This is a genomic window from Ramlibacter sp., assembly GCF_050250995.1.
Lineage (GTDB): Bacteria > Pseudomonadota > Gammaproteobacteria > Burkholderiales > Burkholderiaceae_C > Ramlibacter.
Genome location: NZ_JBFWNP010000011.1, coordinates 13,973 through 39,428, shown reverse-complemented (window position 1 = coordinate 39,428; position 25,456 = coordinate 13,973). Strand labels below are relative to the sequence as shown.

At 67.7% G+C, this 25,456-nt stretch carries 21 protein-coding genes and 1 pseudogene; 16 read left to right on the top strand and 6 right to left on the bottom strand.

Going from position 1 to position 25,456, the window contains the following annotated elements; genetic code table 11:
• Positions 1–42 precede the first annotated feature (42 nt).
• The gene (locus tag AB7E83_RS10265; RefSeq protein ID WP_428568684.1) at positions 43–498 is read left to right on the top strand and encodes a type II secretion system protein N; all 456 of its coding nucleotides are present in this window, start codon (positions 43–45) and stop codon (positions 496–498) included.
• Positions 499–514: 16 nt separating this feature from the next.
• On the opposite strand, the gene AB7E83_RS10260 is transcribed toward AB7E83_RS10265, so the two are convergent.
• A complete protein-coding gene (locus AB7E83_RS10260) occupies positions 515–1,276 on the bottom strand; it encodes an adenosylcobinamide-GDP ribazoletransferase (protein ID WP_428568883.1) in 762 nt (253 codons plus the stop codon).
• A 5-nt stretch (positions 1,277–1,281) separates the two neighbouring features.
• Entirely contained in the window at positions 1,282–2,826 is a 1,545-nt protein-coding gene (gene ilvA, locus AB7E83_RS10255; RefSeq protein ID WP_428568682.1) for a threonine ammonia-lyase, biosynthetic, read from the bottom strand.
• A gap of 198 nt (positions 2,827–3,024) precedes the next feature.
• Between ilvA and AB7E83_RS10250 the strand changes: the two genes are divergently transcribed.
• Positions 3,025–3,474: an OsmC family protein gene (locus AB7E83_RS10250; protein ID WP_428568679.1), complete on the top strand. Its 450-nt coding sequence runs from the start codon at positions 3,025–3,027 to the stop codon at positions 3,472–3,474.
• 48 nt (positions 3,475–3,522) lie between these two features.
• On the opposite strand, the gene coq7 is transcribed toward AB7E83_RS10250, so the two are convergent.
• Positions 3,523–4,140 carry a 2-polyprenyl-3-methyl-6-methoxy-1,4-benzoquinone monooxygenase gene (gene coq7, locus AB7E83_RS10245; protein ID WP_428568678.1) on the bottom strand — a complete coding sequence of 206 codons (618 nt, stop codon included), beginning with the start codon at positions 4,138–4,140 and terminating at the stop codon, positions 3,523–3,525.
• 272 nt (positions 4,141–4,412) lie between these two features.
• Between coq7 and AB7E83_RS10240 the strand changes: the two genes are divergently transcribed.
• The 9 genes from AB7E83_RS10240 to AB7E83_RS10200 all read left to right on the top strand — a co-directional run bounded on the left by AB7E83_RS10240 (position 4,413) and on the right by AB7E83_RS10200 (position 14,860).
• Entirely contained in the window at positions 4,413–5,498 is a 1,086-nt protein-coding gene (locus AB7E83_RS10240) for a porin (protein ID WP_428568675.1), read from the top strand.
• A 260-nt stretch (positions 5,499–5,758) separates the two neighbouring features.
• Positions 5,759–6,376, top strand: coding sequence for a DUF3047 domain-containing protein (locus AB7E83_RS10235; RefSeq protein WP_428568673.1), 618 nt, complete (start codon positions 5,759–5,761; stop codon positions 6,374–6,376).
• Positions 6,377–6,490: 114 nt separating this feature from the next.
• The gene (locus AB7E83_RS10230; protein WP_428568671.1) at positions 6,491–8,074 is read left to right on the top strand and encodes an ABC transporter substrate-binding protein; all 1,584 of its coding nucleotides are present in this window, start codon (positions 6,491–6,493) and stop codon (positions 8,072–8,074) included.
• Positions 8,075–8,165: 91 nt separating this feature from the next.
• A complete protein-coding gene (locus AB7E83_RS10225; protein WP_428568668.1) occupies positions 8,166–9,146 on the top strand; it encodes an ABC transporter permease in 981 nt (326 codons plus the stop codon).
• A complete protein-coding gene (locus AB7E83_RS10220; protein ID WP_428568666.1) occupies positions 9,146–10,381 on the top strand; it encodes a M20 aminoacylase family protein in 1,236 nt (411 codons plus the stop codon). The genes AB7E83_RS10225 and AB7E83_RS10220 overlap by 1 nt, the downstream gene beginning before the upstream one ends.
• Positions 10,378–11,952, top strand: a complete 1,575-nt coding sequence (locus AB7E83_RS10215; RefSeq protein WP_428568663.1) for an ABC transporter substrate-binding protein — start codon at positions 10,378–10,380, stop codon at positions 11,950–11,952. Before AB7E83_RS10220 ends, AB7E83_RS10215 begins: the two co-directional genes overlap by 4 nt.
• A gap of 12 nt (positions 11,953–11,964) precedes the next feature.
• Entirely contained in the window at positions 11,965–12,876 is a 912-nt protein-coding gene (locus AB7E83_RS10210; RefSeq protein ID WP_428568661.1) for an ABC transporter permease, read from the top strand.
• The gene (locus AB7E83_RS10205; protein WP_428568658.1) at positions 12,873–13,868 is read left to right on the top strand and encodes an ABC transporter ATP-binding protein; all 996 of its coding nucleotides are present in this window, start codon (positions 12,873–12,875) and stop codon (positions 13,866–13,868) included. Before AB7E83_RS10210 ends, AB7E83_RS10205 begins: the two co-directional genes overlap by 4 nt.
• Positions 13,865–14,860, top strand: a complete 996-nt coding sequence (locus AB7E83_RS10200) for an ABC transporter ATP-binding protein (RefSeq protein ID WP_428568655.1) — start codon at positions 13,865–13,867, stop codon at positions 14,858–14,860. The genes AB7E83_RS10205 and AB7E83_RS10200 overlap by 4 nt, the downstream gene beginning before the upstream one ends.
• Positions 14,861–14,897: 37 nt before the next feature.
• Here AB7E83_RS10200 and zwf read toward each other — a convergent pair whose 3' ends face one another.
• Positions 14,898–16,352 (bottom strand): glucose-6-phosphate dehydrogenase, encoded by a 1,455-nt coding sequence (gene zwf, locus AB7E83_RS10195; RefSeq protein WP_428568653.1) that lies wholly within the window; start codon positions 16,350–16,352, stop codon positions 14,898–14,900.
• Positions 16,353–16,467: 115 nt separating this feature from the next.
• Between zwf and AB7E83_RS10190 the strand changes: the two genes are divergently transcribed.
• The 5 genes and pseudogenes from AB7E83_RS10190 (at position 16,468) to pgi (ending at position 23,230) form a co-directional block, all read left to right on the top strand.
• Positions 16,468–17,478 carry an ABC transporter substrate-binding protein gene (locus AB7E83_RS10190; protein ID WP_428568651.1) on the top strand — a complete coding sequence of 337 codons (1,011 nt, stop codon included), beginning with the start codon at positions 16,468–16,470 and terminating at the stop codon, positions 17,476–17,478.
• Positions 17,479–19,632 (top strand): annotated as a pseudogene (locus tag AB7E83_RS10185) (ABC transporter permease).
• Positions 19,629–20,699, top strand: a complete 1,071-nt coding sequence (locus tag AB7E83_RS10180; RefSeq protein WP_428568649.1) for an ABC transporter ATP-binding protein — start codon at positions 19,629–19,631, stop codon at positions 20,697–20,699. The pseudogene AB7E83_RS10185 and the gene AB7E83_RS10180 overlap by 4 nt, the downstream one beginning before the upstream one ends.
• A gap of 48 nt (positions 20,700–20,747) precedes the next feature.
• Entirely contained in the window at positions 20,748–21,695 is a 948-nt protein-coding gene (gene tal, locus AB7E83_RS10175) for a transaldolase (RefSeq protein WP_428568646.1), read from the top strand.
• Positions 21,695–23,230, top strand: a complete 1,536-nt coding sequence (gene pgi / locus AB7E83_RS10170; RefSeq protein ID WP_428568643.1) for a glucose-6-phosphate isomerase — start codon at positions 21,695–21,697, stop codon at positions 23,228–23,230. Before tal ends, pgi begins: the two co-directional genes overlap by 1 nt.
• Positions 23,231–23,294: 64 nt before the next feature.
• Here the strand turns inward: pgi and groL are convergent, their stop codons facing one another.
• Both groL and AB7E83_RS10160 read right to left on the bottom strand, forming a co-directional pair.
• Positions 23,295–24,944 (bottom strand): chaperonin GroEL, encoded by a 1,650-nt coding sequence (gene groL / locus AB7E83_RS10165; RefSeq protein WP_428568640.1) that lies wholly within the window; start codon positions 24,942–24,944, stop codon positions 23,295–23,297.
• A 35-nt stretch (positions 24,945–24,979) separates the two neighbouring features.
• The gene (locus AB7E83_RS10160) at positions 24,980–25,270 is read right to left on the bottom strand and encodes a co-chaperone GroES (RefSeq protein WP_428568637.1); all 291 of its coding nucleotides are present in this window, start codon (positions 25,268–25,270) and stop codon (positions 24,980–24,982) included.
• Positions 25,271–25,456: the final 186 nt, after the last annotated feature.

Here is a 25,456-nt window from a genome sequence, read left to right as displayed (position 1 = left end):
GGGCAATACGGCAGGGTGGATCGCTTCAATGATAATCGCCGCATGTCGACTTCTCCCGCGAGCCGGTGGGCGGTGCGCGTGGCGGCTTTTGCGCTCTGGGCGCTGGCCGCCGGCAGCGCGGCCTACTGGCTGCTGAAATTCGTGGCGCGTCCGGCCCCGCCGGCGCTCGCGCCCGGCGTGGCGCGAGCGAGCACCGCGGTCGATCCGCTGGCGGTCGCGCGCGTGCTCGGCGCGAACCCCGTTGCCGCGGCTGCGGCCGTGGCGCAGGCGCCGCAGGCCACCCGCTTCTCGCTCGTGGGTGTGGTGGCGCGCGCTTCGGGCTCGGGCGCGGCGCTCATCTCGGTCGACGGCAAGCCGCCCAAGCACTACCGTGTCGGCAGCGCGGTGGACGAGGGCCTGATGGTGCAATCGGTCCAGGCCCGCAAGGCGGTGCTCGCGGCGACCGCGCGCGGGCCCGCGCTGGTGACGCTCGAACTGCCGGTCGCCGCCAAGAGATAGCAGGGTTGCAAGCCTCTCACTGCGGTTGCATCGCCATCGCCGCGCCCAGATAGAACGCGAGCTCGCCCACCTGCTGCGTCGCGCCGAAGCCCTCCCCGCCGCGAACCTGCACATGCCGGCGCAGCAGGAAGTGACGCCAGGCCGCGACCGCCGCGCCGCTGAACAGCAGCGCCCCCGCGACGCTGCCCCCGCCCCCGGCCACGCCGAGCAGCAGCAAGGCGGGCACGCACCACAGCCCGGCAATCCAGAGCGAACGTCTCGCGACGAGCGCGGGCACCGGCCAACGGCCCGCCTCCGGCGCGATCACGCTCGCCATCGGCAGCGGCGCGAAGCGCGATACCGCATGCGCGGCGAGCAGCGAAGCCAGCACGCCGCCGGGCGACTGCGCGGCGAGGACCGCGAGCAGCGCGCACTTCGCGCCCACCGCAAATAAGAGCGCGAGCATGGGCATCGCGCCTGCGCCCGAGCCGTCGATGCTGTCGACGAGGTCGACCAGCCCCCTCTCGTGCAGCGCGCCCGTCAGCAGCACCGTCACGGCCGTGGAGGCGATGGCTGCGGCGAAGGGCGCGAGCGGGACGACGGGCAGCATCAGCGACACGACCGCGAAAGCGACGCAAGCCGCCATGCCGACCAGCAGGCCGACGGCGGGCAGGTGGCCGACTTCCACGCGCTCGGCGCGCACGAGGGCCGTGCCGCTCGGGTTGTCCTGCGCGGACGCCGCGTCGCCCGCGCGCAGCCGGGTGAAGGCGCGAACGGTCCGAAGGCAGGCGCGCAGCATGCCGCTCACGAGCGCAGGAAGAGCCGATAGACCGGGTTGTCCGATTCCTCGACGTACGGATAGCCGAGCGTGTCGAGGAACGACTGGAAGGCGCCGGCGTCGGACGCGGGCACCTGGATGCCGACGAGGATGCGGCCGTAGTCGGCGCCCTGGTTGCGATAGTGGAACAGCGAGATATTCCACGTGGGCCGCATGTGCGAGAGGAACTTCATCAGCGCGCCGGGGCGCTCCGGGAAGACGAAGCGCAGCAGGCGCTCGTCGTTCGCGAGCGACGAGTGGCCGCCCACCATGTGGCGCACGTGCTCCTTGGCGAGTTCGTCGTGCGTGAGGTCGAGCGCCTCGAAGCCGTGTCGCTTGAAGTTCGCCGCGATCTTCGCCGACTCGCCCTTGCCGTGCGTGGTGAGGCCCACGAAGACGTGCGCCTTGCTGGCGTCGCTGATGCGGTAGTTGAATTCGGTCACGTTGCGCGGCCCGCCGGGCAGGGCGCCCACGATCTCGCAGAAGCGGCGGAAGCTGCCGCGCTCCTCGGGGATCGTCACCGCGAACAGCGCCTCGCGCTCCTCGCCGACCTCCGCGCGCTCGGCGACGAAGCGCAGCCGGTCGAAGTTCATGTTCGCGCCGCTCAGGATCGCGACGTAGGTTTCGCCACGCTTCTTGTGCCGCGCGACGTATTCCTTGATCGCCGCCACCGCCATCGCGCCGGAAGGCTCGACGATGCTGCGCGTGTCGACGAAGATGTCCTTGATCGCGGCGCACGCGGCGTCGGTGTCGATCACCACGTAGTCGTCGACCAGCTCGCGCGCGATGCGGAAGGTTTCCTCGCCCACGAGCTTGACGGCCGTGCCGTCGGCGAACAGGCCCACGTCGGCGAGCGTCACGCGCTTCTTGGCGGCCACCGACCGCATCATCGCGTCGGAGTCGTTCATGTGGACGCCGATCACCTTCACCTCGGGCCGCACGGCCTTGATGTACGAGGCGACCCCCGAGATCAGGCCGCCGCCGCCGATGGCGACGAACACGGCGTCGAGCGGGCCCTGGTGCTGCCGCAGGATCTCCATGCCGATCGTGCCCTGGCCCGCGATCACGTCGGGGTCGTCGAACGGATGCACGAAGGTCAGGCCGCGCTCCTTCTCGAGCGCCACCGCATGCGTGTAGGCGTCGGAGTAGCTGTCGCCGAAGAGCACGACCTCGCCGCCGAGCGCCTTCACCGCTTCCACCTTCAGCTGCGGCGTCGTGACCGGCATGACGATCACCGAATGCGTGCCGAGCCGGTGCGCGGCCATCGCGACGCCCTGCGCATGATTGCCGGCCGAGGCGCAGATCACGCCGCGGTCGAGCTGTTCGCGCGAAAGGTGCGCCATCTTGTTGTAGGCGCCCCGCAGCTTGAAGCTGAAGACCGCCTGCTGGTCCTCGCGCTTGAGCAGCACCTTGTTGTGCAGCCGGCGCCCGAGGTTCTTGGCCGGCTCGAGCGCGGACTCGATCGCGACGTCGTACACCCGCGCTGTGAGGATCTTCTTGAGGTAGTCGGCGCTCTGGAGGGATTGGGTCATGACCCGCAGATCATAAAGTTCTCGACCGCCGATGAAAAAAGCCCCCGGGCCTTGCGGTCCGGGGGCCGAATCCACCAAAGGGGAGGTGGAGGAGACAACGGGTGCATCGCGCGCTCGCTATGCTTGCAGCCAGTATAGCGGCGCTCTTGCTGCGATGCACAACACGCGTTGGACGACTTGAGCCCGGAGGAGGGCACCATGGAATGCACAGTGAGCTGGACCGGCGCGACGGGCGCGCGTTCGGGAATGGGGTTCGTGGCCGAGACCGGCAGCGGCCACGTGATCGCGATGGATGGCGCGCCCGACGAGGCGCGGCCGGAAAACGGCGGACGCAACCTCGCGGCGCGCCCGATGGAGACGGTGCTCGCGGGCACCGGCGGCTGCACGGCCTACGACGTCGTGCTCATCCTCAAGCGCGGCCGGCACGACGTGCGCGGCTGCAGCGTGAAGCTCACTTCGGAGCGCGCGGCGGAAGACCCGAAGGTGTTCACGAAGATCCACATGCAGTTCACCGTGACCGGCCGCGCCATCCCCCCCGCCGCGGTGGAACGCGCGATCGCGATGAGCCACGACAAGTATTGTTCGGCCAGCATCATGCTCGGCAAGACGGCCGCCATCACGACCGGCTTCGTTATCGTCGAGGCTTGAGCGACGCAGGCCGACGCTTCGCGCGCCGGCTCGGCGACGATCCCTGCGCTAGATGTAGTGCGCCGTCGTCGTCATGACGCGCGCGGCCGCCTTCATGAGCAGCCGGGCCGGCAAGGGCAACTCGACGGCGCCGGCCTGCTGCGCGAGGAAGGCATGCTGCGCCTCGTCCTCCTTCATCTGCGCCACGATGGCCCGCGAGGCATGGTCGCCGGGAGGCAGCCGCTCGAGGTGGCTCTCGAGATGCGCCTCGACCTGGCGCTCGGTCTCGACCACGAAGCCGAGGCTGACCGCGTCGCCCACTCGCGCCGCCGCGGCGCCGATGGCGAAGGCGCCCGCATACCAGATCGGATTGAGCAACGAGGGGCGCGCGCCGAGTTCGTCGAGCCGCGCGCGCGTCCACGCGAGATGGTCGGCCTCTTCGCGCGCCGCGGATTGCAGGTGCTGGCGCAGCGCCTCGTTCCGCGTGCCGAGGGCCTGGCCCGAGTAGAGCGCCTGGGCGCAGACTTCGCCGACGTGGTTGACCCGCATGAGCGCCGCCGCATGCTGGCGCTCCTGCTGGCCCAGGTGCGTCTCGTCCGCCGGAACCACCGGGCACGGCCGGGTGGCACGCGGGGCAGCGAACAGGGTGCGCAGCGCGGCGTCGAGGCCGCCGAGAAGTCGGTCCATGGCATGAAGTGTAGAGCCGCACCCCGAACCCGGAAGCGCAGACGCCTTCGGGATCCCCTGCTCCTTTGATCCTCATTTCCGCCGCCTGTCGGACGGCTGTGGCGTCGATGGTACTGAGCAGTACAGGCTATGTTGTCCTGGTGCAACGAAACCGCAATGGCCCGGCCAAATCCTTTGCGAAAGAAAAATGGCTCTGGTGCAATAGCGACAACTTCCGAAAAAGGAGGTCGGGTCGGGAAACCGGCGCCATGTTCAACCTTGGAGAAACTTGCATGAAAAAGTCCCTGATTGCGCTGGCCATTTTGGCAGCTGCGGGTTCGGCATCCGCCCAGTCGTCTGTCACGCTGTTCGGCATCGTCGACGCCACGTTGGCCTACGGCCGCGCCAGTGGCACGGGCAACGCCAGCCGTTGGCAGCTCACGAATTCGGGCTACAACAGCTCGCGCATCGGCTTCCGCGGCGTTGAAGACCTCGGCGGCGGCATGGCTGCCGAGTTCTGGCTCGAAGCCGGCCTGGCCAACGACGACGGCCAGGGCGCCGCGACCAACACCAACAACACCGCGACCGGTGCCGGTGCAGCCGTTGCCGGCCGCCAGGGCCTGACGTTCAACCGCCGTTCCACGGTCGCCCTCAAGGGTGGCTGGGGTGAACTGCGCCTGGGCCGCGACTACAGCCCGCAATTCTGGAACCTGGCGGTCTTCGATCCGTTCGGCTACAACGGCGTCGGCACCACCGCTCTGCAGACCGGCATCACGGGCGTGACGCAGGTTCGCGCGTCGAACAGCATCGGCTACTTCCTGCCGGCCAACCTCCGCGGCTTCTACGGCCAGGTCGCCTTCTACATGGGCGAGCAGCTGAACAACGCAGTCGCCGGCGGCATCCGCACGGACAGCGACGGCGACGGCATCGGCGTTCGCGTCGGCTACGCTTCCGGCCCGTTCAACGTGGCCGTGGCGCTGAGCCGCACGGAGTACGGCGCGGGCGACGTCAAGCAGAACAACATCGGCGGCCAGTGGGACTTCGGTGTCGCGCGCCTGATGGGCCACGCCGCCTGGGACAAGAACGGCAACATCGACGGCCGCGGCTGGCTGATCGGCGCCCTGGTGCCGATGGGCCCCGGCGAGATTCGCGTGTCGTACTCGGCCTATCGCACGGAAGTCGCCGGCCCGGATCCGCGCGTCCGCAAGATCGCCCTCGGCTACGTCCACAACCTGTCGAAGCGCACGGCGCTCTACACGACGTATGCACATGCCCGCAACAGCAACGGCAATGCCGTGGTGCTCAACGGCGCCCTGCTGGGCGTCGGCGGCAGCCGCAATTCCTCGGGTCTCGACCTGGGTATTCGCCACAGCTTCTAAGCTCGGTCCGGGGCTTGCCCCGGAATAAAAAGAGAAAGAAACTTGAAAGCCGCCTTCGGGCGGCTTTTTTTATAGGAATGACTCCCCCCCGAAACGCCTTCGGCGTCTCCCCCTCAAGGGGGCGCCACCTGCGGCCCGGCAAAGCCGGTTCCGCGGTGTCCACCTGTTTGGCGCTGTGCCTTACCGGGTGCGCATCTTTTTTGCCGCCGGCCGAGGATCCTTCGTCCACCCCTTGGGCGACCGCGCAGCAGAAGACGACGGTGTGGGAACACAAGCCCCTGCCCGGCAAGCGCGCCACGCAGTTCCGCTACGTGCGCAAGGACGGGCGCGACGCGATGGCGGTCACCGCCACGGAATCGGCGAGCCTGCTGCGCAAGAAGGTGCGGGTGGAAGCGGCCGACCTGGGCCGCGTGAAGTTCTCCTGGATGGTGCCGGAGCTGATTGCCGCTGCGGACCTCGCGCAGCGGGACGCCGACGATTCCCCGGTGCGGATCATCCTCGCGTTCGAGGGCGACCGGTCCCGCCTGTCCGCGCGCGACGAGATGCTGTCGGAACTCGCGCGCACGCTCACGGGGGAGCCGATGCCGTACGCCACGCTCATGTACGTGTGGTGCAACCGGCGCGAGCCCGGCTCCGTCGTGAAGAGCCCGCGCACGGACCGGATCCGATCGATCGTGCTCGATTCCGGAAGCCGGCAACTCAACCGCTGGCGCGACCACGAGCGCGACATCCGCCTCGACTACGAGCGCGCCTTCGGCGAAGCGCCCGGCGCCCTGGTCGGCGTGGCGATCATGACCGACAGCGACAACACGCGCTCCTCGGCGCGGGCCTGGTACGGCCCGGTGCGCGTGCTGCCGCGCGTGGCGTCCGCGCGCTGAGAAGCCGCGCCCCGGCCTGTCGCGCCGGGCACAGCTCTTGCGGGAAACCCCTTTTGACGTTGCCGAGAACGCGGCTGCATAGTCGGCGTTCTTCAAACCAAGAGGTTGATACCGATGAAATTCAAGCTCGCACTTCTCTGCGCGGCCGCGGCCGCGGCGATGGCGGCGGCGCCCGCGCTGCATGCCAAGCCGTTCAAGTGGACCAGCGCCAGCGACATCCCGACGCTCGACATCCACTCGCAGAACAACGCGCTCGGCAACGGCGTGCATGCGGCGGTGTACGACTCGCTCGTCTACTACGACAGCAAGACCTTCAAGCCCGAGGCGCAGCTCGCCACCTCGTGGCGCGAGATCACGCCGACGCAGGTGCGCTTCAACCTGCGCCAGGGCGTGAAGTTCAGCGACGGCACGCCGTTCACGGCCGACGACGTGGTGTTCTCCATCACTCGCGCGATGGCCAAGAGCTCGAACTACCAGGTCTACACGCAGGGCATCAGCCGCGTCGTGAAGGTGAACGACAGCACGGTCGACTTCATCATGTCCGGCCCCAACCCGGTGCTGCTCAACCAGCTCACGGAGCTGCGCATCATGAGCAAGGCGTGGGCGGAGAAGAACCGCTCGGTCGACCCGAAGGACATCCGCACCAAGGACGAAACCTTCGCGCACCGCAATGCGATGGGCACCGGCCAGTACATGGTGAAGGAGTGGAAGCCCGACGAGCGCCTGATCCTGGTGAAGAACCCCAACTACTGGGGCAGGACCGACAGCAATGTCACCGAGGTCATCTACACGCCGATCAAGTCGGAGGCGACCCGCGTCGCCGCGCTGCTGTCCGGCGAGGTCGACTTCGTCCTCGACCCGAGCCCGCAGGACCTGCCGCGCATCCGCGGCAGCAATGCGCTGAAGGTGATGGACGGCGTCGAGAACCGCACCATCTTCTTCGGCCTCGACCAGTTCCGCGACGAGCTGCCCGGCTCCAACATCAAGGGCAGGAACCCGCTGAAGGACCAGCGCGTTCGCCAGGCGCTGTACCAGGCGATCGACAGCGACGCGCTGCACAAGGTCACGATGCGCGGCCTGTCGCAGCCCACCGGCACGCTGGTCGCGCCGCAGGTCGCCGGCTGGACCGAGGACCTGCACCGCCGCCTGCCGTACAGCCAGGACGCGGCGAAGAAGCTGCTGGCCGATGCCGGCTACCCGCAGGGCTTCGAGGTCGACTTCGCCTGCCCGAACAACCGCTATATCAACGACGAGGAAATCTGCCAGGCCGTGACCGCGATGTGGTCGCGCATCGGCGTGCGCGCCAAACTGCGCACGCTGCCCCTGGTGACCTACTTCCCGATGATCCAGCGCTATGAGGCGAGCATCTACATGCTGGGCTGGGGCGTGCCGACCTTCGACGCGCTGTACAGCCTGCAGTCGCTCACGCGCAGCGTCGTGCCGGGCACCGGCGACGGCAACTACAACGTGGGCCGCTTCAAGAACGACCGCATGGACGTGGTGGTGGACCGCATCAAGGTCGAGACCGACCTGCCGGTGCGCAACCGCCTGCTCACCGAAGGCCTGAAGATCAGCAACGACCAGGTGTCGCACATCCCGCTGCACAACCAGATCATTCCCTGGGCCATGAAGCGCAACGTCGAAGTGACGCACCGGGCGGACAACCGCCTCGACTGGCGGCTGATCAAGGTGAACTGAACCGGGCTTTTTTTCCTTTAGACCTGAAGGAAACCCTCTAATCGCGCGGCCGTTGCCCTGATAGCATCGGCCGCGCCTCACCTCATCACTCATGTTCGCCTTCGTTCTCCGGCGCCTCATCCAGGCCGTGGTCGTCATGGTCACGGTCGCCTTCATCGCCTTCCTGCTGTTCCAGTACGTGGGCGACCCGGTCGTCTTCCTGCTCGGGCAGGACGCGACGCCGACCCAGATCCGCGAGTTGCGCGCCGACCTCGGGCTCGACAAGCCCTTCTTCGTGCAGTTCTGGCACTTCATCCTGAATGCGGTGCAGGGCGAGTTCGGCCTGTCGCTGCGGCAGGGCGCGAAGGTGTCCCGCCTGATTTCCGAGCGCTTCCCCGCGACGCTGGAGATGGCGCTCGTCGCCGCATTCCTCGCGCTCGCGATCGGCATCCCGATGGGCGTCTACGCCGCGCTGCGGCGCGGCTCGTTCATGTCCCAGGTCTTCATGACGATCTCGCTTCTCGGCGTGTCGCTGCCGACCTTCCTGATCGGCATCCTGCTGATCCTCGTCTTCGCCGTGGGGCTCGGCTGGTTCCCGAGCTTCGGCCGCGGCGAGACGGTGAAGATCGGCTGGTGGACCAGCGGCCTGCTCACGAAGGACGGCATCCACCACGTGATCCTGCCCGCGGTCACGCTCGCGATCTTCCAGCTCACGCTCATCATGCGGCTGGTGCGCGCCGAGATGCTCGAAGTGCTGCGCACCGACTACATCAAGTTCGCGCGGGCGCGAGGCCTCTCCAACCGCGCGATCCATTTCGGCCACGCGCTGAAGAACACGCTGGTGCCCGTGATGACCATCACCGGCCTGCAGCTCGGCGGACTCATCGCGTTCGCGATCATCACCGAGACGGTCTTCCAGTGGCCGGGCATGGGCCTGCTGTTCATCCAGGCCGTGACCTTCGCCGACATCCCGGTCATGGCGGCGTACCTCTGCCTCATCGCGCTCATCTTCGTCGTCATCAACCTGGTGGTCGATCTGCTCTATTTCGCGGTCGACCCGCGCCTGCGCGTGGACCGAGGCGGAGGCCATTGATGCTCGCCGCCGCAACGCCCCCGCGCATCCGCGCCCACGGTCGCGCCTTCTCGCACATCGCCGAATTCCACCCGGAGCTGACCGCGCTGCGCCGCGACCTGCACGCGAACCCGGAGCTCGGCTACGAGGAGATCTATACCGGCAAGCGCGTCCACGAGGCGCTGCGCCTGTGCGGCGTCGACGAAGTCCACACCGGCGTCGGCCGCACCGGCGTCGTCGGCGTCATTCGCGGGCGCAGCACGGCGAGCGGCCGGCTGATCGGACTGCGCGCCGACATGGACGCGCTCACGATGGCCGAGGAGAACGACTTTCCCTGGAAGTCGCAGAACGCCGGGATGATGCACGGCTGCGGCCACGACGGGCACGTCGCGATGCTCGTGGGCGCGGCGCGTTACCTCGCCGAGACGCGCAACTTCGACGGCACCGCGGTCCTGATCTTCCAGCCGGGCGAAGAAGGCTTCGCCGGCGCGAAGGCGATGATCGAGGACGGCCTCTTCCAGCGCTGGCCGGTCGAGTCGGTCTTCGCCATGCACAACTGGCCGAGCATGAAGCCCGGCTGCATCGGCACGACGCCCGGGCCGATGATGGCGTCGGCGGACCGCGTGAAGATCGAGATCGCCGGCAAGGGCGGCCACGGCGCGCACCCGTACCTCGCGGTCGACCCCGTGCTGGTCGCCGCGCACATCATCACCGCCGCGCAGAGCATCGTGTCGCGCAACGTGCGGCCCGTCGAAGGCGCCGTGATCAGCCTGTGCGCGATCGAAGCGGGCGACCTGAACGCGATGAGCGTGATTCCCGGCAAGGCCACGATCGTCGGCACGGTGCGCACGTTCAACCCCGAGGTGCAGGCGCTCATCGAGCGCCGCCTCACCGAGCTGTGCGGCACCATCGCCATCGGCTTCGGCGCGACGGCGCAGGTGAGCTACGAGCGCATCTATCCGGCCACGATCAATTCCGCCCGCGAAGCGATGTTCGCCGCCGACGTCGCGGAATCGCTGGTGGGCCGCGAGCAGGTGGTGCGCGACATGGAGCCCAGCATGGGCGCCGAGGATTTCTCCTTCATGCTGCAGGCGCGCCCCGGCGCCTACCTGCGCATCGGCCAGGGCGGCGAGGGCAGCTGCATGCTGCACAACGCCCGTTACGACTTCAACGACGAGATCCTGCCGCTGGGCGCCGCGCTGCACGCGAGCCTGCTCGAGCGCTCCCTTCCTCTTTCCCCAGGAGAACAGCCATGAAACTCAAGTCCACGCTTCTTGCCGTCGCCGCGACGCTCGCCGTTTGCGGCGCGCAGGCCCAGACCGTGCGTATCGCGAACCAGGGCGACTCGCTCTCGCTCGATCCGCACTCGCTCAACGAGTCGCTGCAGCTGTCGGTGACCAACAATATCTATGAGCCTCTGGTCGGCCGCGGAAAGGACCTGAACCTGGCGCCCGCGCTCGCGACCTCCTGGAAGCAGACGTCGCCGACCGTGTGGCGCTTCGAGCTGCGCAAGGGCGTCAAATTCCACGACGGCACGCCGTTCACCGCCGACGACGTGGTGTTCTCGCTGCGCCGCGCGGCCGACGACGGCGGCGACTTCAAGGGCGTGGTCGGCGACATCAAGGAAGTGCGCAAGGTCAACGACTTCGTGGTCGACGTCGAGACCAAGGCGCCTTTCCCGATCCTGCCCGACCAGCTCTCGACCACCTTCATCATGAGCAAGAAGTGGTGCGAGGACAACCAGGCGACGCGGCCGGTCGACCGCCGCAAGGGCCTCGAGAACGCGGCGTCGTTCCGCGCCAACGGCACGGGTCCGTATCGCGTGCGCGAGCGCCAGCCGAACGTCCGCACGACCTTCGTGCGCAATGGCGCCTACTGGGGCAAGATCGACGGCAACGTGCAGGAGGTGATCTTCACCCCCATCGGCAACGACGCGACGCGCGTGGCCGCGCTGCTGTCCGGCGAGATCGACGTGATGGAGCCGGTGCCGCTGCAGGACGTGGAGCGCATCAACGCCTCGGCCGGCGCGAAGGTGATCGTGGGCCCCGAGCTGCGCACGATCTTCCTGGGCATGGACCAGAAGCGCGACGAACTGCAGTTCTCCAACGTCAAGGGCAAGAACCCCTTCAAGGACAAGCGCGTTCGCCAGGCCTTCTACCAGGCCATCGACATCCAGGGCATCCAGCGCACCGTGATGCGAGGCGCTTCGCGTCCCACCGCGCTGCTGGTCGGTCCGGGCATCAACGGCTTCGCGGCCGACATGGACAAGCGTCCGCCGTACGACGAAGCCGCGGCGAAGAAGCTGCTGGCCGACGCCGGCTACCCGAACGGCTTCGAAGTCACGATGAACTGCCCGAACGACCGCTACGTCAACGACGCGCGCATCTGCCAGGCCGTGGCCGCGAACCTCTCGCGCGTGGGCATCAAGATCAATCTCGCGGCGGAAACCAAGGGCACGTACTTCCCGAAGGTCCTGCGGCGCGACACGAGCTTCTACATGCTGGGCTGGACGCCGACCACGTACGACGCGCACAACGCGCTGAACGCGCTCACGCGCTGCGTCGACGTGAACGCAGGCACGGGCCAGTTCAACCTGGGGGCGTACTGCAACCCGGAACTCGACAAGCTGACGCTCGCCATCGGGTCGGAGACCGACAAGAAGAAGCGCGACGACATGATCAAGCAGGCGTTCAAGATCCACGGCGACGACATCGGCCACCTCCCGCTGCACCAGCAGTCGCTGGCCTGGGGCGTGAGCAAGAAGGTGAGCCTGGTGCAGCTCGCCGACAACTTCATGCCGTTCAAGTGGATCACGATTCAAAAGTAAGGTAAGGCTCACGTGAGACAGGCAATCCTCGGCTGGCTCGACAGCGACGTCGGCTACAGCTTTCGCACCTCGCCCGTCGCCATCGTGGCGGCCGCGATTGCCTTCGTGTGCGTGTTCTGCGCGGCCTTCGCCGGCTTCGTGGCGCCGCACAACCCGTTCGACCTCACGACGCTCGTGCTGTCCGATGCGCGGCTGCCGCCGGCCTGGCAGCAGGGCGGCAGCGCGAAGTACCTCCTGGGCACCGACGACCAGGGCCGCGACATCCTCTCCGCGCTGATGTACGGCGCGCGGATCTCGCTCGTCGTCGGCTTCATCTCGGTGGTGCTGTCGATGCTGATCGGCGTGAGCCTCGGGCTGCTCGCGGGCTTCCGCGGCGGCTGGATCGACGGCTTCCTCATGCGCCTGTGCGACGTGATGCTGTCGTTCCCGCCGATCCTCGTGGCGCTGCTGATCGCCGGCGTGGGCCGCGCGCTGTTTCCCAATGCGCACGACACGGTGGCGTTCGGCGTGCTGATCGTGTCGATCACGCTGACCGGCTGGGTGCAGTACGCGCGCACGGTGCGTGGCTCGACGCTCGTGGAGCGCAGCAAGGAATACGTGCAGGCGGCGCGCGTGACCGGCGTGTCCCCGATCAACATCATGGTGCGGCACGTGCTGCCGAACGTGCTCGGCCCCGTGCTGGTGCTCGCGACGATTCACGTCGCGACCGCCATCATCACGGAAGCGACGCTGTCGTTCCTCGGCGTCGGCGTGCCGCCCACGTCGCCCTCCCTTGGCACGCTCATCCGCGTCGGCAACGACTACCTTTTCTCCGGCGAATGGTGGATCACCATCTTCCCCGGCCTGATGCTCATCCTGATCGCGCTGTCCGTGAACCTGCTGGGCGACTGGCTGCGCGACGCGCTCAACCCCCGCCTGCGATGAGTCTCCTTCAAGTCCAGAACCTCGTGGTCGAATTCCCCGGGCGGCGCGGCACGCTGCGCGCGCTCGACGACATCTCCTTCGAGATCGCGCCCGGCGAAGTGCTCGGCGTGGTCGGCGAATCCGGCGCGGGCAAGTCGCTCACCGGCGCGGCCATCATCGGCCTGCTGGAGCCGCCGGGGCGTGTTGCTTCGGGCCAGATCCTGCTGGAGGGCCAGCGCATCGACAACCTGCCCTACGATCGAATGCGCCAGATCCGCGGCCGCAAGATCGGCGCGATCTTCCAGGACCCGCTCACCTCGCTCAATCCGCTGTATACCGTGGGCCGCCAGCTGATCGAGACGATCCAGGCGCACCTGCCCGTGACGGCCGACGAAGCCAAGCGGCGCGCGATCGCGCTGCTCGAGGACACCGGCATCCCGGCGGCGGCGCAGCGCATCGACCACTATCCGCACCAGTTCTCCGGCGGCATGCGCCAGCGCGTGGTGATCGCGCTCGCACTCGCGGCGGAGCCCAAGCTGATCGTCGCCGACGAGCCGACGACGGCGCTCGACGTGTCGATCCAGGCGCAGATCATCCAGCTGCTCAAGCGCATCTGCAAGGAGCATGGTGCGGCGGTGATGCTCATCACGCACGACATGGGCGTGATCGCCGAAACCTGCGACCGTGTGGCCGTGATGTACGCGGGCCGCATCGCCGAACTCGGCCCGGTCCACGAGGTGATCAACCAGCCCGCGCATCCGTACACCCTCGGCCTGATGTCGTCGATTCCCGACATGGCGGTGGAGCGCGAACGCCTGAACCAGATCGACGGCGCGATGCCGCGACTCAACGCCATTCCTCCGGGCTGCGCCTACAACCCGCGCTGCCCGCGGGCGTTCGAGCGCTGCACGCGAGAGCGGCCCGAGCTGCTCGATGCGGGTGCGACGCGCGCCGCCTGCTGGCTGCACGATGCGAATTCGAAGGCGGGTTCGGGCGTGGAGGCCGTGGCATGAGCGCGCCACTGGTCCAGGCCCGCGACCTCGCCAAGACCTTCGACGTCTCCGCGCCGTGGCTCAACCGCGTGATCGAGCGCAAGCCGCGCGTGCTGCTGCACGCGGTCGACGGCGTCAGCTTCGAGATCGAGAAGGGGCAGACGCTCGCGCTCGTGGGCGAGTCCGGCTGCGGCAAGTCGACGGTCGCACGGCTGCTGGTCGGCCTGTACGAACCCACGCGCGGCACGATGATCTTCGACGGGCAGGATGCGCACACCGCGTTCAAGACGCCCGAGGGCCGCAAGCTGCGCCGCCGCATCCAGATGATCTTCCAGGATCCCTACGCGAGCCTCAACCCGCGCTGGAAGGTGGAAGACATCGTGGGCGAGCCGCTGCGGGAGCACGAGATCGTGACCGACGCCGCGCAGCTGAAGGATCGCGTGGGCGAACTGCTGAAGTCGGTCGGGCTGTCGCCGCTCGACATGGTGAAGTACCCGCACCAGTTCTCGGGCGGGCAGCGCCAGCGGATCTCCATCGCGCGCGCGCTCGCCACGCAGCCCGAGTTCCTGGTGTGCGACGAACCGACTTCCGCGCTCGACGTGAGCGTGCAGGCGCAGGTCCTCAACATCATGAAAGACCTGCAACGCCAGCAGGGGCTCACCTACCTCTTCATCTCGCACAACCTCGCGGTGGTGCGGCATGTGAGCGACCAGGTCGGCGTGATGTACCTCGGGCGGCTCGTCGAAGTCGCGGGAAAGCATCAGCTCTTCGGCAGTCCGCGGCATCCGTACACGCGCATGCTGCTCGATGCGATTCCGAAGATGCATGACACCGGGCGCGCACGCACGCCGGTGCAGGGCGAGGTGCCGAACCCGCTGAATCCGCCGAGCGGCTGCGCGTTCAATCCGCGCTGCCCGCATGCCAATGCGCGGTGCAAGGCGGAGCGGCCGGCGCTGATCGAAGTGCAGGGCACGCGTGTGGCCTGCCATGCGGTGGAAGAAGGCCGGATCTAGCGGCGGCCTGCCGTCGTCACCGCGAAGGCGGTCGGCCTCAACACTCCTCGCTCCAGCACTGCCCGTCGCGCGCGATCATCGCGCTCGACGCGCTCGGACCCCAGGTCCCCGCCGCATAGGCGCGAGGGCCCGCGGAGTCGTTGTGCCAGTGCTCCAGGATCGGCTCGACCCAGCGCCATGCTTCCTCCTGCTCGTCGGACCGTACGAAGAGATTGAGCCGGCCGTCGATGACGTCGAGCAGAAGGCGCTCGTACGCGCCCACGCGCTCGGAGCCGAAGCGTTTGTCGAAGTCGAGGTCGAGATGCACCGGGACCAGCGTCTGCGCGCTGCGCCGGCCTTCCTGCCCCTGCGCGAGCAGGTGCAGCTCGAGGCCGTCCTTGGGCTGCAGGTTGATGACGAGCCGGTTCACCGCGCCGGGCGGCGAGCGGAAGATCGCATGCGGCGCCTCGCGGAAATTCACGACGATGTGCGCCTCGCGCTCCGCGAGCCGCTTGCCGGTGCGAATGTAGAAGGGCACGCCGGCCCAGCGCCAGTTCGCGATCTCGGTGCGCAGGGCGACGAAGGTTTCCGTCGTGCTCTCGGGGTTCACGCCCGGCTCGTCGCGATAGGCGCGTACTGCCTCGCCGCCCACCGTGCCCGCGCCGTACTGGCCGCGCACGACGTGCTGCGCGAGGTCCTGCGGCGTCCAGGCCTTCAGCGAGCGCAGGACCTTGAGCTTCTCGTCGCGGATCGCATCCGCATGCGCGTTGATCGGCGGCTCCATCGCCAGGGCGCACAGCAGCTGCAGCGCGTGGTTCTGCACCATGTCGCGCAGCGCGCCGATCGAATCGTAGAACGCGCCGCGCTTCTCCACGCCCAGATCCTCGGCGATGGTGATCTGGATGTTGGCGATGTTCTCGCGGCGCCAGACCGGCTCGAACAGGGCATTGCCGAAGCGCAGCGCGAAGAGGTTCTGCACCGACGGCTTGCCGAGGTAGTGGTCGATGCGGAAGATCTGCCTCTCGGCCAGCACGCGGCGCACGGCCTCGTTGATCGCGCGGTTCGACGCCAGGTCGTGGCCGAGCGGCTTTTCGAGCACCACGCGCGTGTTCGGCGCGTTGAGGCCCGCGGCCGCGAGCTGCTCGCAGGCCACCGTGAAAAGCGAAGGCGAGGTGGCGAGATACATCACCACGACGTCGGCGCCACGCGCGCGCAGCACCTGGGCGAGGCGCGCGTAGTCCTCCGGCCGCGACAGATCCATGCGGACGAAATGCAGCAGCTGCGCGAAGCGCTCGAACTCCTCGGCCGACGGTCGCTTCGCGAGTTCCACCTCGTCGAAACGCGCGCGGATGAGGTCGCGGTATTGCGCGTCGCTCAGGTCGTCGCGCGCCACGCCGAGGATGCGTCCGTCCGCCGGAAGCGTGCCGTGGCGGAAGGCCTGGAACAGGGCCGGCATCAGCTTGCGCCACGCCAGGTCGCCGGTGCCGCCGAACAGGACCAGATCGAAACTCATGGCGGCCACTGTAACTTCGTTTACGGGGCCGCAGGCCGGTCCGTGCTTACCCCAACAGGGCGCTGCAAGCCTCGGCGCTATCCTCGATGCGTCGCTCCGGTTCCGAGGAATTCCCATGAAAAAGTTGCTGCTGGCCTTTTCGGTCGCCTCCCTGTCCTGCGCTGCGTCCGCCCAGCAGATCAACGTGATCTGTTCGGTGCAGGCGGAGTGGTGTACGTTGATGTCGACCGTCTACGCCAAGACCACGGGCGTGAAGGTCAACATGGTGGCCAAGGGCTCCGGCGAGGCGCTCGCGCAGCTCAACGCCGAGAAGGCGAACCCCAAGACCGACATCTGGTTCGGCGGCACCGGCGACCCGCACCTGCAGGCGGCCGAGCAAGGCCTCACGCTCGAATACAAATCCGACCAGCTCGCGCAATTGCATCCGTGGGCGCAGAAGCAGGCGGCGGATTCGAAATACCGCACGGTCGGCGTCTACCTCGGGCCGCTCGGCTTCGGCTTCAACAAGGAGCTGCTTGCCAAGAAGAAGGCGCAGCCTCCGGCTTCCTGGGCCGACCTGCTGAAGCCGGAGTACAAGGGCGAGGTGCAGATGGCGAACCCGGCGTCGAGCGGCACCGCCTACACGATGATCGCGACGCTGGTGCAGCTGATGGGCGAGGAAAAGGCCTTCGATTACATGAAGAAGCTGCATCCCAACATCAGCGCGTACACCCGCTCGGGCACCGCGCCGGTGAAGGCGGTCGCACGCGGGGAGACCATGGTGTCGATCAGCTTCGTGCATGACGTGACCACCGAGGCCGTCAACGGGTTTCCGGCGGGATCCGCCACGCCGGTCGAGGGCACGGGCGCGGAAATCGGTTCGATGAGCATCGTGAAGGGCGGACCCAACACCGAAGCCGCGAAGAAGTTCTACGAATGGGCGCTCACGCCGGGGGGCCAGCAGTTCGGCCTGGCGGCCAGGCAGTTCCAGCTCCCGAGCAACACGAAAGTGGCGAAGGATCCGCGCATGACGGATCCCGCGAAGATCAAGCTGATCAACTACGACTACGCGAAGTACGGCGCGAGCGCGGAGCGCCGTCGACTCATCGCCCGCTGGGAAAAGGAAATCCAGAACCAGGGCCGGTAGATGGTCTCGCCGGCGAACCGCGCGCTGGCGTGGTGGGTCGCAGGGGGCTGCCTCGGATTCCTGCTGCTGCCCTGGTACGCGGTGCAGGACGCGAACGGGCTCGCCCGCATCGGGCAGGTGTTCTCGAACGAGGCGTCCGGCAGCGGCTTGATGCAGTCGCTCGCCTTCGGACGCGCGTGGCTGCTGGCGGGCGTCGGCGGCCTGATGGTCGCCGCGTTCGCCGCATTCGCGACGCCGGGTCGGCGGCAGGGGGCGATGCTCGCCATCGGCGCGGGCGCGGCACTCGTGGCGCTGCTGGCCGGCGGCTTCGCCATGAAGCAGCCCGGCTGGGGCTGGGGCGGTTTCGTCGTGCTTGCCGCCCTGCTGGTGCTGGCGGCCTTCGGCGTCGCGCGACGCGGCTTCTTCAAGGGCGACCTCTTCGTCGCGGCGGCGGTGCTCGCATGCGGCAGCCTGCTGCTGGTCTTCATCGTGTTCCCCGTGCTCAAGGCTTTGTCGGCGGCGGTCTACGACGAGAACGGGCGGGTCGCCTTGCCCCTGTTGTGGGAGCGCATCGCGAACGAGCGCAATTTCGGGTTGTCCTGCCTCGCGGGCGGACCGCGCTGCGGGGTGGCATGGAACACGCTGTTCCTCGGCTTGTTGACCGCCGCATCGACGACCTTTCTCGGCACGCTCATGGCGCTGATGGCCGAGCGCTCCTCGAAGCGGCTCGCGCGCCCGCTCAACATCGTCGCGATGCTGCCGATCATCACGCCGCCCTTCGTGGTGGGCCTCGGCCTCATCCTGCTGTTCGGCCGCGCGGGTGTCGCCAACCAGTTCCTCGAGTGGGCCTTCGGCATCACGCCCACGCGCTGGTTCTACGGCTGGTTCGGCGTGTGGATCGCGCAGACGTTCGCGTTCACGCCCGTGGCCTTCATGATCATGCGCGGCGTGGTGCAGGGCGTCGCGCCGAGCCTGGAGGAGGCTGCGCAGATGCTGCGCGCTTCGCCGCAACGCACGTTCATGACCGTGACGCTGCCGCTGCTGAAGCCCGGCCTCGCGAACGCCTTCCTCGTCGGCTTCATCGAGAGCATGGCGGACTTCGGCAACCCCATCGTCGTGGGCGGCCAGTTCTCGGTGCTCTCGACCGAGATCTTCTTCGCGATCGTCGGCGCGTAGTACGACCAGGGCCGCGCCGCATCGCTTGCCTGGGTGCTCACGCTCTTCGCGCTCACGGTGTTCGCCGTCCAGCGCCGGCTGCTCGGTGGCCAGAGCTTCACCACCGTGTCCGGCAAGGGCGATGCCGGCGTGCCGATGGCACTGCCGCGCGCCGTGCGGCGGCTGGTGAACGGTGTCGCATTGCCGTGGATGGCGTTCACGCTCGTCGTCTACCTCTTCGCGTTCGCCGGCGGCTTCGTGCAGACCTGGGGCCGCGACTACACGCCGACGCTCGCGCACTTCCGCACCGCGTTCTCGGTGGACTGGGGCGAGTTCGGCATCGTCTGGGCGGGAACCGCCTGGAATTCGTTCTTCACCACCTTGAAGCTCGCGGCGATCGCCGCGCCGATGACGGCCGGCGTCGGCCTGCTGATCGCCTGGCTGCTGGCCCGCACCGAGTTCCGCGGCCAGGGCTTGTTCGAGTTCGCCGCGCTGCTCGCCTTCGCGATCCCCGGCACGGTGCTGGGCGTGAGCTACATCCTCGCCTTCAACGTGCCGCCCATCGAGCTCACGGGCACCGGTCTGATCATCGTGCTGTGCTTCATGTTCCGCAATCTGCCGGTGGGCGTGCGTGCGGGCACGGCGGCGTTCAAGCAGCTCGACAAGTCGCTCGACGAGGCTTCGCTGATGCTGCGCGCATCGAGCGTGCAGACGCTGCGTTACGTGGTGCTTCCCCTGCTCAAGCCCGCGCTCGTGGCGGCGCTCGTCTACAGCTTCGTGCGCGCGATCACCACGGTGTCGGCCGTCATCTTCCTCGTGACGGCCGAGAACGAACTGGCCACTACCTACATCATCGGCCGCGTGGGCAACGGCGACTACGGCGTGGCGCTCGCGTACTGCACGGTGCTGATCGTGCTCATGAGCGCGGCCACGGCGCTGATCCAGTTGCTGGTCGGCGAGCGCCGGCTGGGCCGTCGGCGCGCGGCAGGCGCCGGTGCGCGCACGGAGGGAGTGACATGAAAGACATGGGCGACAAGACCGAAGCGGGCATCGAGTTCATCGATGTCCTCAAGCGATATGGCGACGACCCGGCCGCCGTCCCGGCCGTCAAGGGCATCAGCTTCGAAGTTCCGAAGGGCTCGCTCACCACGATCCTCGGCCCCTCGGGTTGCGGCAAGACGACGACGCTGCGCATGATCGCGGGACTGGAGACGCCGACGGCAGGACGCATCCTCATCGGCGGACAGGACGTCACGACGCTGGGCCCGTCGCAGCGCAACGTGAGCATGATGTTCCAGAGCTATGCGCTCTTTCCGCACATGGACGTGATCGAGAACGTGATGTACGGCTTGCGCATGTCGGGCGTGCCGGTGGAGACCGCGCGCCTGCGCGCCGGCGAGACATTGCGCAACGTGGGCCTGGTGGGATTCGACACGCGCTTGCCGAGCGAGCTCTCGGGCGGGCAGCAGCAGCGCGTGGCGCTCGCGCGCGCGCTCGTGCTCGAGCCGGCGGTGCTGCTCTTCGACGAGCCGCTGTCGAATCTCGACGCCCGCCTGCGCCGCGAGATGCGCGACGAGATCCGCTCGCTGCAGCAGCGGCTGTCGCTCACCGTGGCCTACGTCACGCACGACCAGAGCGAAGCGCTCGCCGTGAGCGACCACATCATCGTGATGGACCATGGCGTGATCGCGCAGCGCGGCACGCCGGAGGCCTTGTACGAAGCGCCCGCCAGCGAATTCGTGGCGGGCTTCATGGGCGAGGCGATGCTGTTTCCGGCGGTGGTGGAGCCGGGCGGCACGGTGGCCGTGGGGCCGTTGCGCATCTCCCCGCGCGCCGGCTCGCCGACCGGTGGCGCAGTGAAAGTCGCGGTCCGGCCCGAGGCGTGGATCATCGGGCCGCCCGGCGCCGGCCTCGCCGCGCGCCTCGCGAAGGCGTCCTACCTCGGCAGTTGCTTCGAGTACACCTTCGAGACGGAAATCGGACACGTCTTCGTCGTCTCGCCGGAACTCGGCCGCGGGCTCGTCGTCGGCAGCGACGTCGGGCTGGGCCTGCGCCGGCATGGCGTTTCCGTGGTGCGCGCCAACTGAGCCGCGCCCGGCGTCCACGGACCGCCGCCCGCGCCGGATAATCGGCGCATGACCCAACTCGATGCGCTCAAGCAGGTCACCACCGTCGTGGCCGACACCGGTGACTTCAGACAGCTGGCCCAGTACCGGCCGCAGGATGCCACCACCAACCCGTCGCTCATCCTCAAGGCCGTGCAGAAGGCCGAGTACGCGCCCTTGCTGCGCGAGACCGTCGAGCGGTTCCGCAAGCAGTCGCTCGACGAGGTCATGGACCGCCTGCTCGTTCGTTTCGGCGTCGAGATCCTGCGCACCATCCCGGGCCGCGTCTCCACCGAGGTCGATGCGCGGCTGAGCTTCGACACCGAGGCGACCGTGCGCCGCGCGGAACGCATCATCGCGCTGTACCAGGCCGAGGGCGTCGATGCGTCGCGCGTGCTGGTGAAGGTCGCATCGACCTGGGAAGGCATCCAGGCCGCGAAGCTGTTGCAGGAACGGGGCATCAGGACCAACCTCACGCTGCTGTTTTCGTTCTGCCAGGCCGTCGCCTGCGCGCAGGCGAAGGTGCAGCTGATCTCGCCCTTCGTGGGCCGCATCTACGACTGGTACAAGAAGTCCGCGGGCACTGCGTGGGACGAGCAGGCGAACTCGGGCGCCAACGATCCCGGCGTGAAGTCGGTGCGCCAGATCTACAGCTACTACAAGCACTTCGGCATCGCGACCGAAGTGATGGGCGCGAGCTTTCGCAACACCGGACAGATCGTCGCGCTCGCCGGCTGCGACCTGCTGACGATCAGCCCGGAGCTGCTGGCGCAGCTTGCGGCAGCCGATGCGCCGCTCGTGCGCGCGCTCGATCCCGCGCAGGCGAAGTCCGAATCGATCGAGCGCGTGGCGTACGACGAAGCCTCGTTCCGCTATGCGCTGAACGAAGACGCAATGGCGACCGAGAAACTGGCGGAAGGCATTCGCGCGTTCGCAGCCGATGCAATCAAGCTCGAGCAACTGATGAAGGCCGCGTGATGCAGCGCGTGCGGTGCGATGCGACGCGGGCATGGGCGGCGCTGGATGCGCGCTATTCGTCGGTCGGCAAGGGCTTCGATCTGCGCCGCGCCTTCGCCGACGACACGGGACGTGTCGCGGCGTTCAGCCAGGAGGCGCCGCACGTCTTCGCCGACCTCTCGAAGAACCTGATCGACGCCGAAACGCAGTCGCTGCTGGTCGAGCTCGCCAATGAATGCGGCATCCCCGCGCATCGCGATGCGATGTTCGCGGGCGAGGCGATCAACAACACCGAACAGCGCGCGGTGAAGCACTGGCTGCTGCGCGCTCCGCGCAGTGCGACGCAGGACGCGGATGCGGCGCAGGTGCATGCGACGCTCGACGCGATGCTGGAATTCGCCGAGTCGATCCGTGCGGACGACGGACTCACCGACATCGTCAACATCGGCATCGGTGGGTCGGACCTCGGTCCGCAGATGGCCGTGGCCGCGCTCGAATCGCACGCGATCGCCGGCAAGCGATTCCATTTCGTGTCGAACATCGACGGCCATGAACTCGCGTCGGTGCTGAAGCGGCTCGATCCGGAGCGCACGCTCTTCCTCATCGCGTCGAAGACCTTCACGACGCTGGAGACGATGACGAACGCGCGTTCCGCCAAACGCTGGTTCGAGGAGCGGGGCGGCCGCGACACGTCACGACACTTCGCCGCGCTGACCACGAACGTCAAGGCGGCCTCGGAGTTCGGCATCGCCACCACTTTCGGTTTCTGGGACTGGGTCGGCGGCCGCTACTCGCTGTGGTCCGCCATCGGGCTGCCGATCGCGATCGCCGTCGGCGCGAACGGATTTCGCGATCTGCTCGCCGGCGCCCATGCGATGGACGAGCACTTCCGCACTGCGCCGCTCGCGCGCAATCTGCCGGTGCGCCTCGGCCTGCTCGACGTCTGGTACCGCAATTTCCACGGCTTCACGAGCCGAAGCATCGCGCCGTATCACAGTGCGCTGCGACGCCTTCCTGCCTATCTGCAGCAACTGGAGATGGAGAGCAACGGCAAGCGCGTCGATGCGCAAGGCCGCGCGCTCGGGTTCGGCACGTCGCCCGTGTTGTGGGGCGAGCCCGGCACCAATGGGCAACATGCTTACTTCCAGATGCTGCACCAGGGCAGCGACCGCGTGCCGGTGGAGTTCATCGCGACGAGGAAGCCCGCGCACGACCTGCCCCTGCATCATGAGTTGCTGCTGTCCAACGCCCTCGCGCAGGCGCAGGCGCTGATGCAGGGCAAGACGGACGCGGGTGGCCACCGCGACTTCCCCGGCAACCGACCCAGTACGTTTTTCCTGCTCGACGCCCTCACGCCCGCGAGCCTGGGCGCGCTGCTCGCGCTGTATGAGCACCGCGTCTTCACGAGCGGCTCGGTGTGGGGGATCGACAGTTTCGACCAGTGGGGCGTCGAGCTCGGCAAGGTGCTCGCGACGGACATCGCGCAGCGGCTCGAAAGCGGCGATGCCGCGGGGCTCGACCCGTCCACCGCCGGATTGATCGCGCGCCTGCGCTGACGCTGACGCCAAAGAAAAAGCCGGCTCGAAAGCCGGCTTCTTCATTTCGCGGAAGCGAATGGACTTACATGTCCATGCCGCCCATGCCGCCCATTCCACCCATGCCGCCACCCGGCATGCCGGCGGGCGCGTCTTCCTTCGGCGCCTCGGCGATCATGGCTTCGGTCGTGAGCATCAGGGACGCGACGGAAGCGGCGTTCTGCAGGGCAGTGCGCGTGACCTTCGTCGGATCCAGAATACCCATTTCGATCATGTCGCCATAGGTGTCGTTGGCGGCGTTGAAGCCGAAGTTGCCCTTGCCTTCCAGCACGCGGTTGACCACGACGCTGGCTTCGCCGCCGGCGTTGTAGACGATCTCGCGCAGGGGCGATTCGATGGCCTTGAGCACCAGCTTGATGCCGGCGTCCTGATCGGGGTTGTCGCCCTTGATCTCGCCCGCGGCCTGCTTGGCGCGCAGCAGCGCGACGCCGCCGCCGGCCACGATGCCTTCTTCCACCGCCGCACGCGTGGCGTGCAGGGCGTCTTCGACGCGGGCCTTCTTTTCCTTCATCTCGACTTCGGTGGCGGCGCCGACCTTGATGACCGCAACACCGCCGGCCAGCTTGGCCACGCGTTCCTGCAGCTTCTCGCGGTCGTAGTCGCTCGTCGCTTCCTCGATCTGCACGCGCACCTGCTTCACGCGCGCTTCGATGTCGGCCGCGGCGCCGGCGCCGTCGATGATGGTCGTGTTTTCCTTGCCCACTTCGATGCGCTTGGCCTGGCCGAGGTCGGCCAGCGTGATCTTCTCGAGCGTCATGCCGGTCTCTTCGGAGATGACCTTGCCGCCCGTGAGGATCGCGATGTCTTCCAGCATCGCCTTGCGACGGTCACCGAAGCCCGGCGCCTTGACGGCGACGACCTTCAGGATGCCGCGGATGGTGTTGACCACCAGCGTGGCGAGCGCTTCGCCTTCGACTTCTTCCGCGATGATCAGCAGCGGGCGCGAAGCCTTCGCCACTTGCTCGAGCACGGGCAGCAGGTCGCGGATCGAGGAGATCTTTTTGTCGTACAGCAGGACAAACGGGTTGTCCAGCAGGGCCGACTGCTTCTCGGGATTGTTGATGAAGTAGGGCGACAGGTAGCCGCGGTCGAACTGCATGCCCTCGACGACGTCGAGTTCGTTCTGCAGGGACTTGCCGTCTTCCACCGTGATGACGCCTTCCTTGCCGACCTTGTCCATCGCTTCCGCGATGATCTGGCCGATGGATTCGTCGCTGTTGGCCGAGATGGAGCCGACCTGCGCGATTTCCTTGGAGGTGGTCGTCGGCTTGGACGCCTTCTTCAGCTGCTCGGTGAGCTGGATCACGGCCTTGTCGATGCCGCGCTTCAGGTCCATCGGGTTCATGCCCGCGGCCACGTACTTCATGCCTTCGCGGATGATCGACTGGGCCAGCACCGTGGCGGTGGTGGTGCCGTCGCCGGCGTTGTCGCTGGTCTTGGAAGCGACTTCCTTGACCATCTGCGCGCCCATGTTCTGGAGCTTGTCCTTCAGCTCGATTTCCTTGGCGACCGAGACACCGTCCTTCGTGACGGTGGGAGCGCCGAACGAACGCTCGAGCACCACGTTGCGGCCCTTGGGGCCCAGCGTGACCTTGACCGCGTTGGCCAGGATGTTCACGCCTTCGACCATGCGAGCGCGGGCTTCGCCGCCGAAAATTACGTCTTTTGCTGCCATGACTTATGTCCTCAAATGCGTGGAATCGGGGTGAATCAGCTCTCGACGACCGCGAACAGGTCGTCTTCCTTCATGACGAGCAGTTCGTCGCCATCGACCTTGACGGTCTGGCCGCTGTACTTGCCGAACAGGACGCGGTCGCCGACCTTCACGTTCATGGCGATCACGGCGCCCTTGTCGTCCTTGCGGCCGGGGCCAACGGCCAGGATCTCGCCCTGGTCGGGCTTCTCGGCCGTGTTGCCGGGCAGCACGATGCCGCTGGCGGTCTTTTCTTCGGGATCCATGCGCTTGACGATCACGCGATCGTGAAGAGGACGAAGTTTCATTGCATCTCCTGAGGGTGAAACGGTGGACACGAAAAAGCACCAACAAAAGTTAGTGCTTAATAGCTGGTAAACGGAGGTCTGACGTGCTGTCGAGCGAAGCGCGACTGCTAGCACTCAGTTCCATCGAGTGCTAATGATAAGGCCTTTCGGGCCGAAATCAAGCGCGGCCGCCGGCTTTGGCAACCC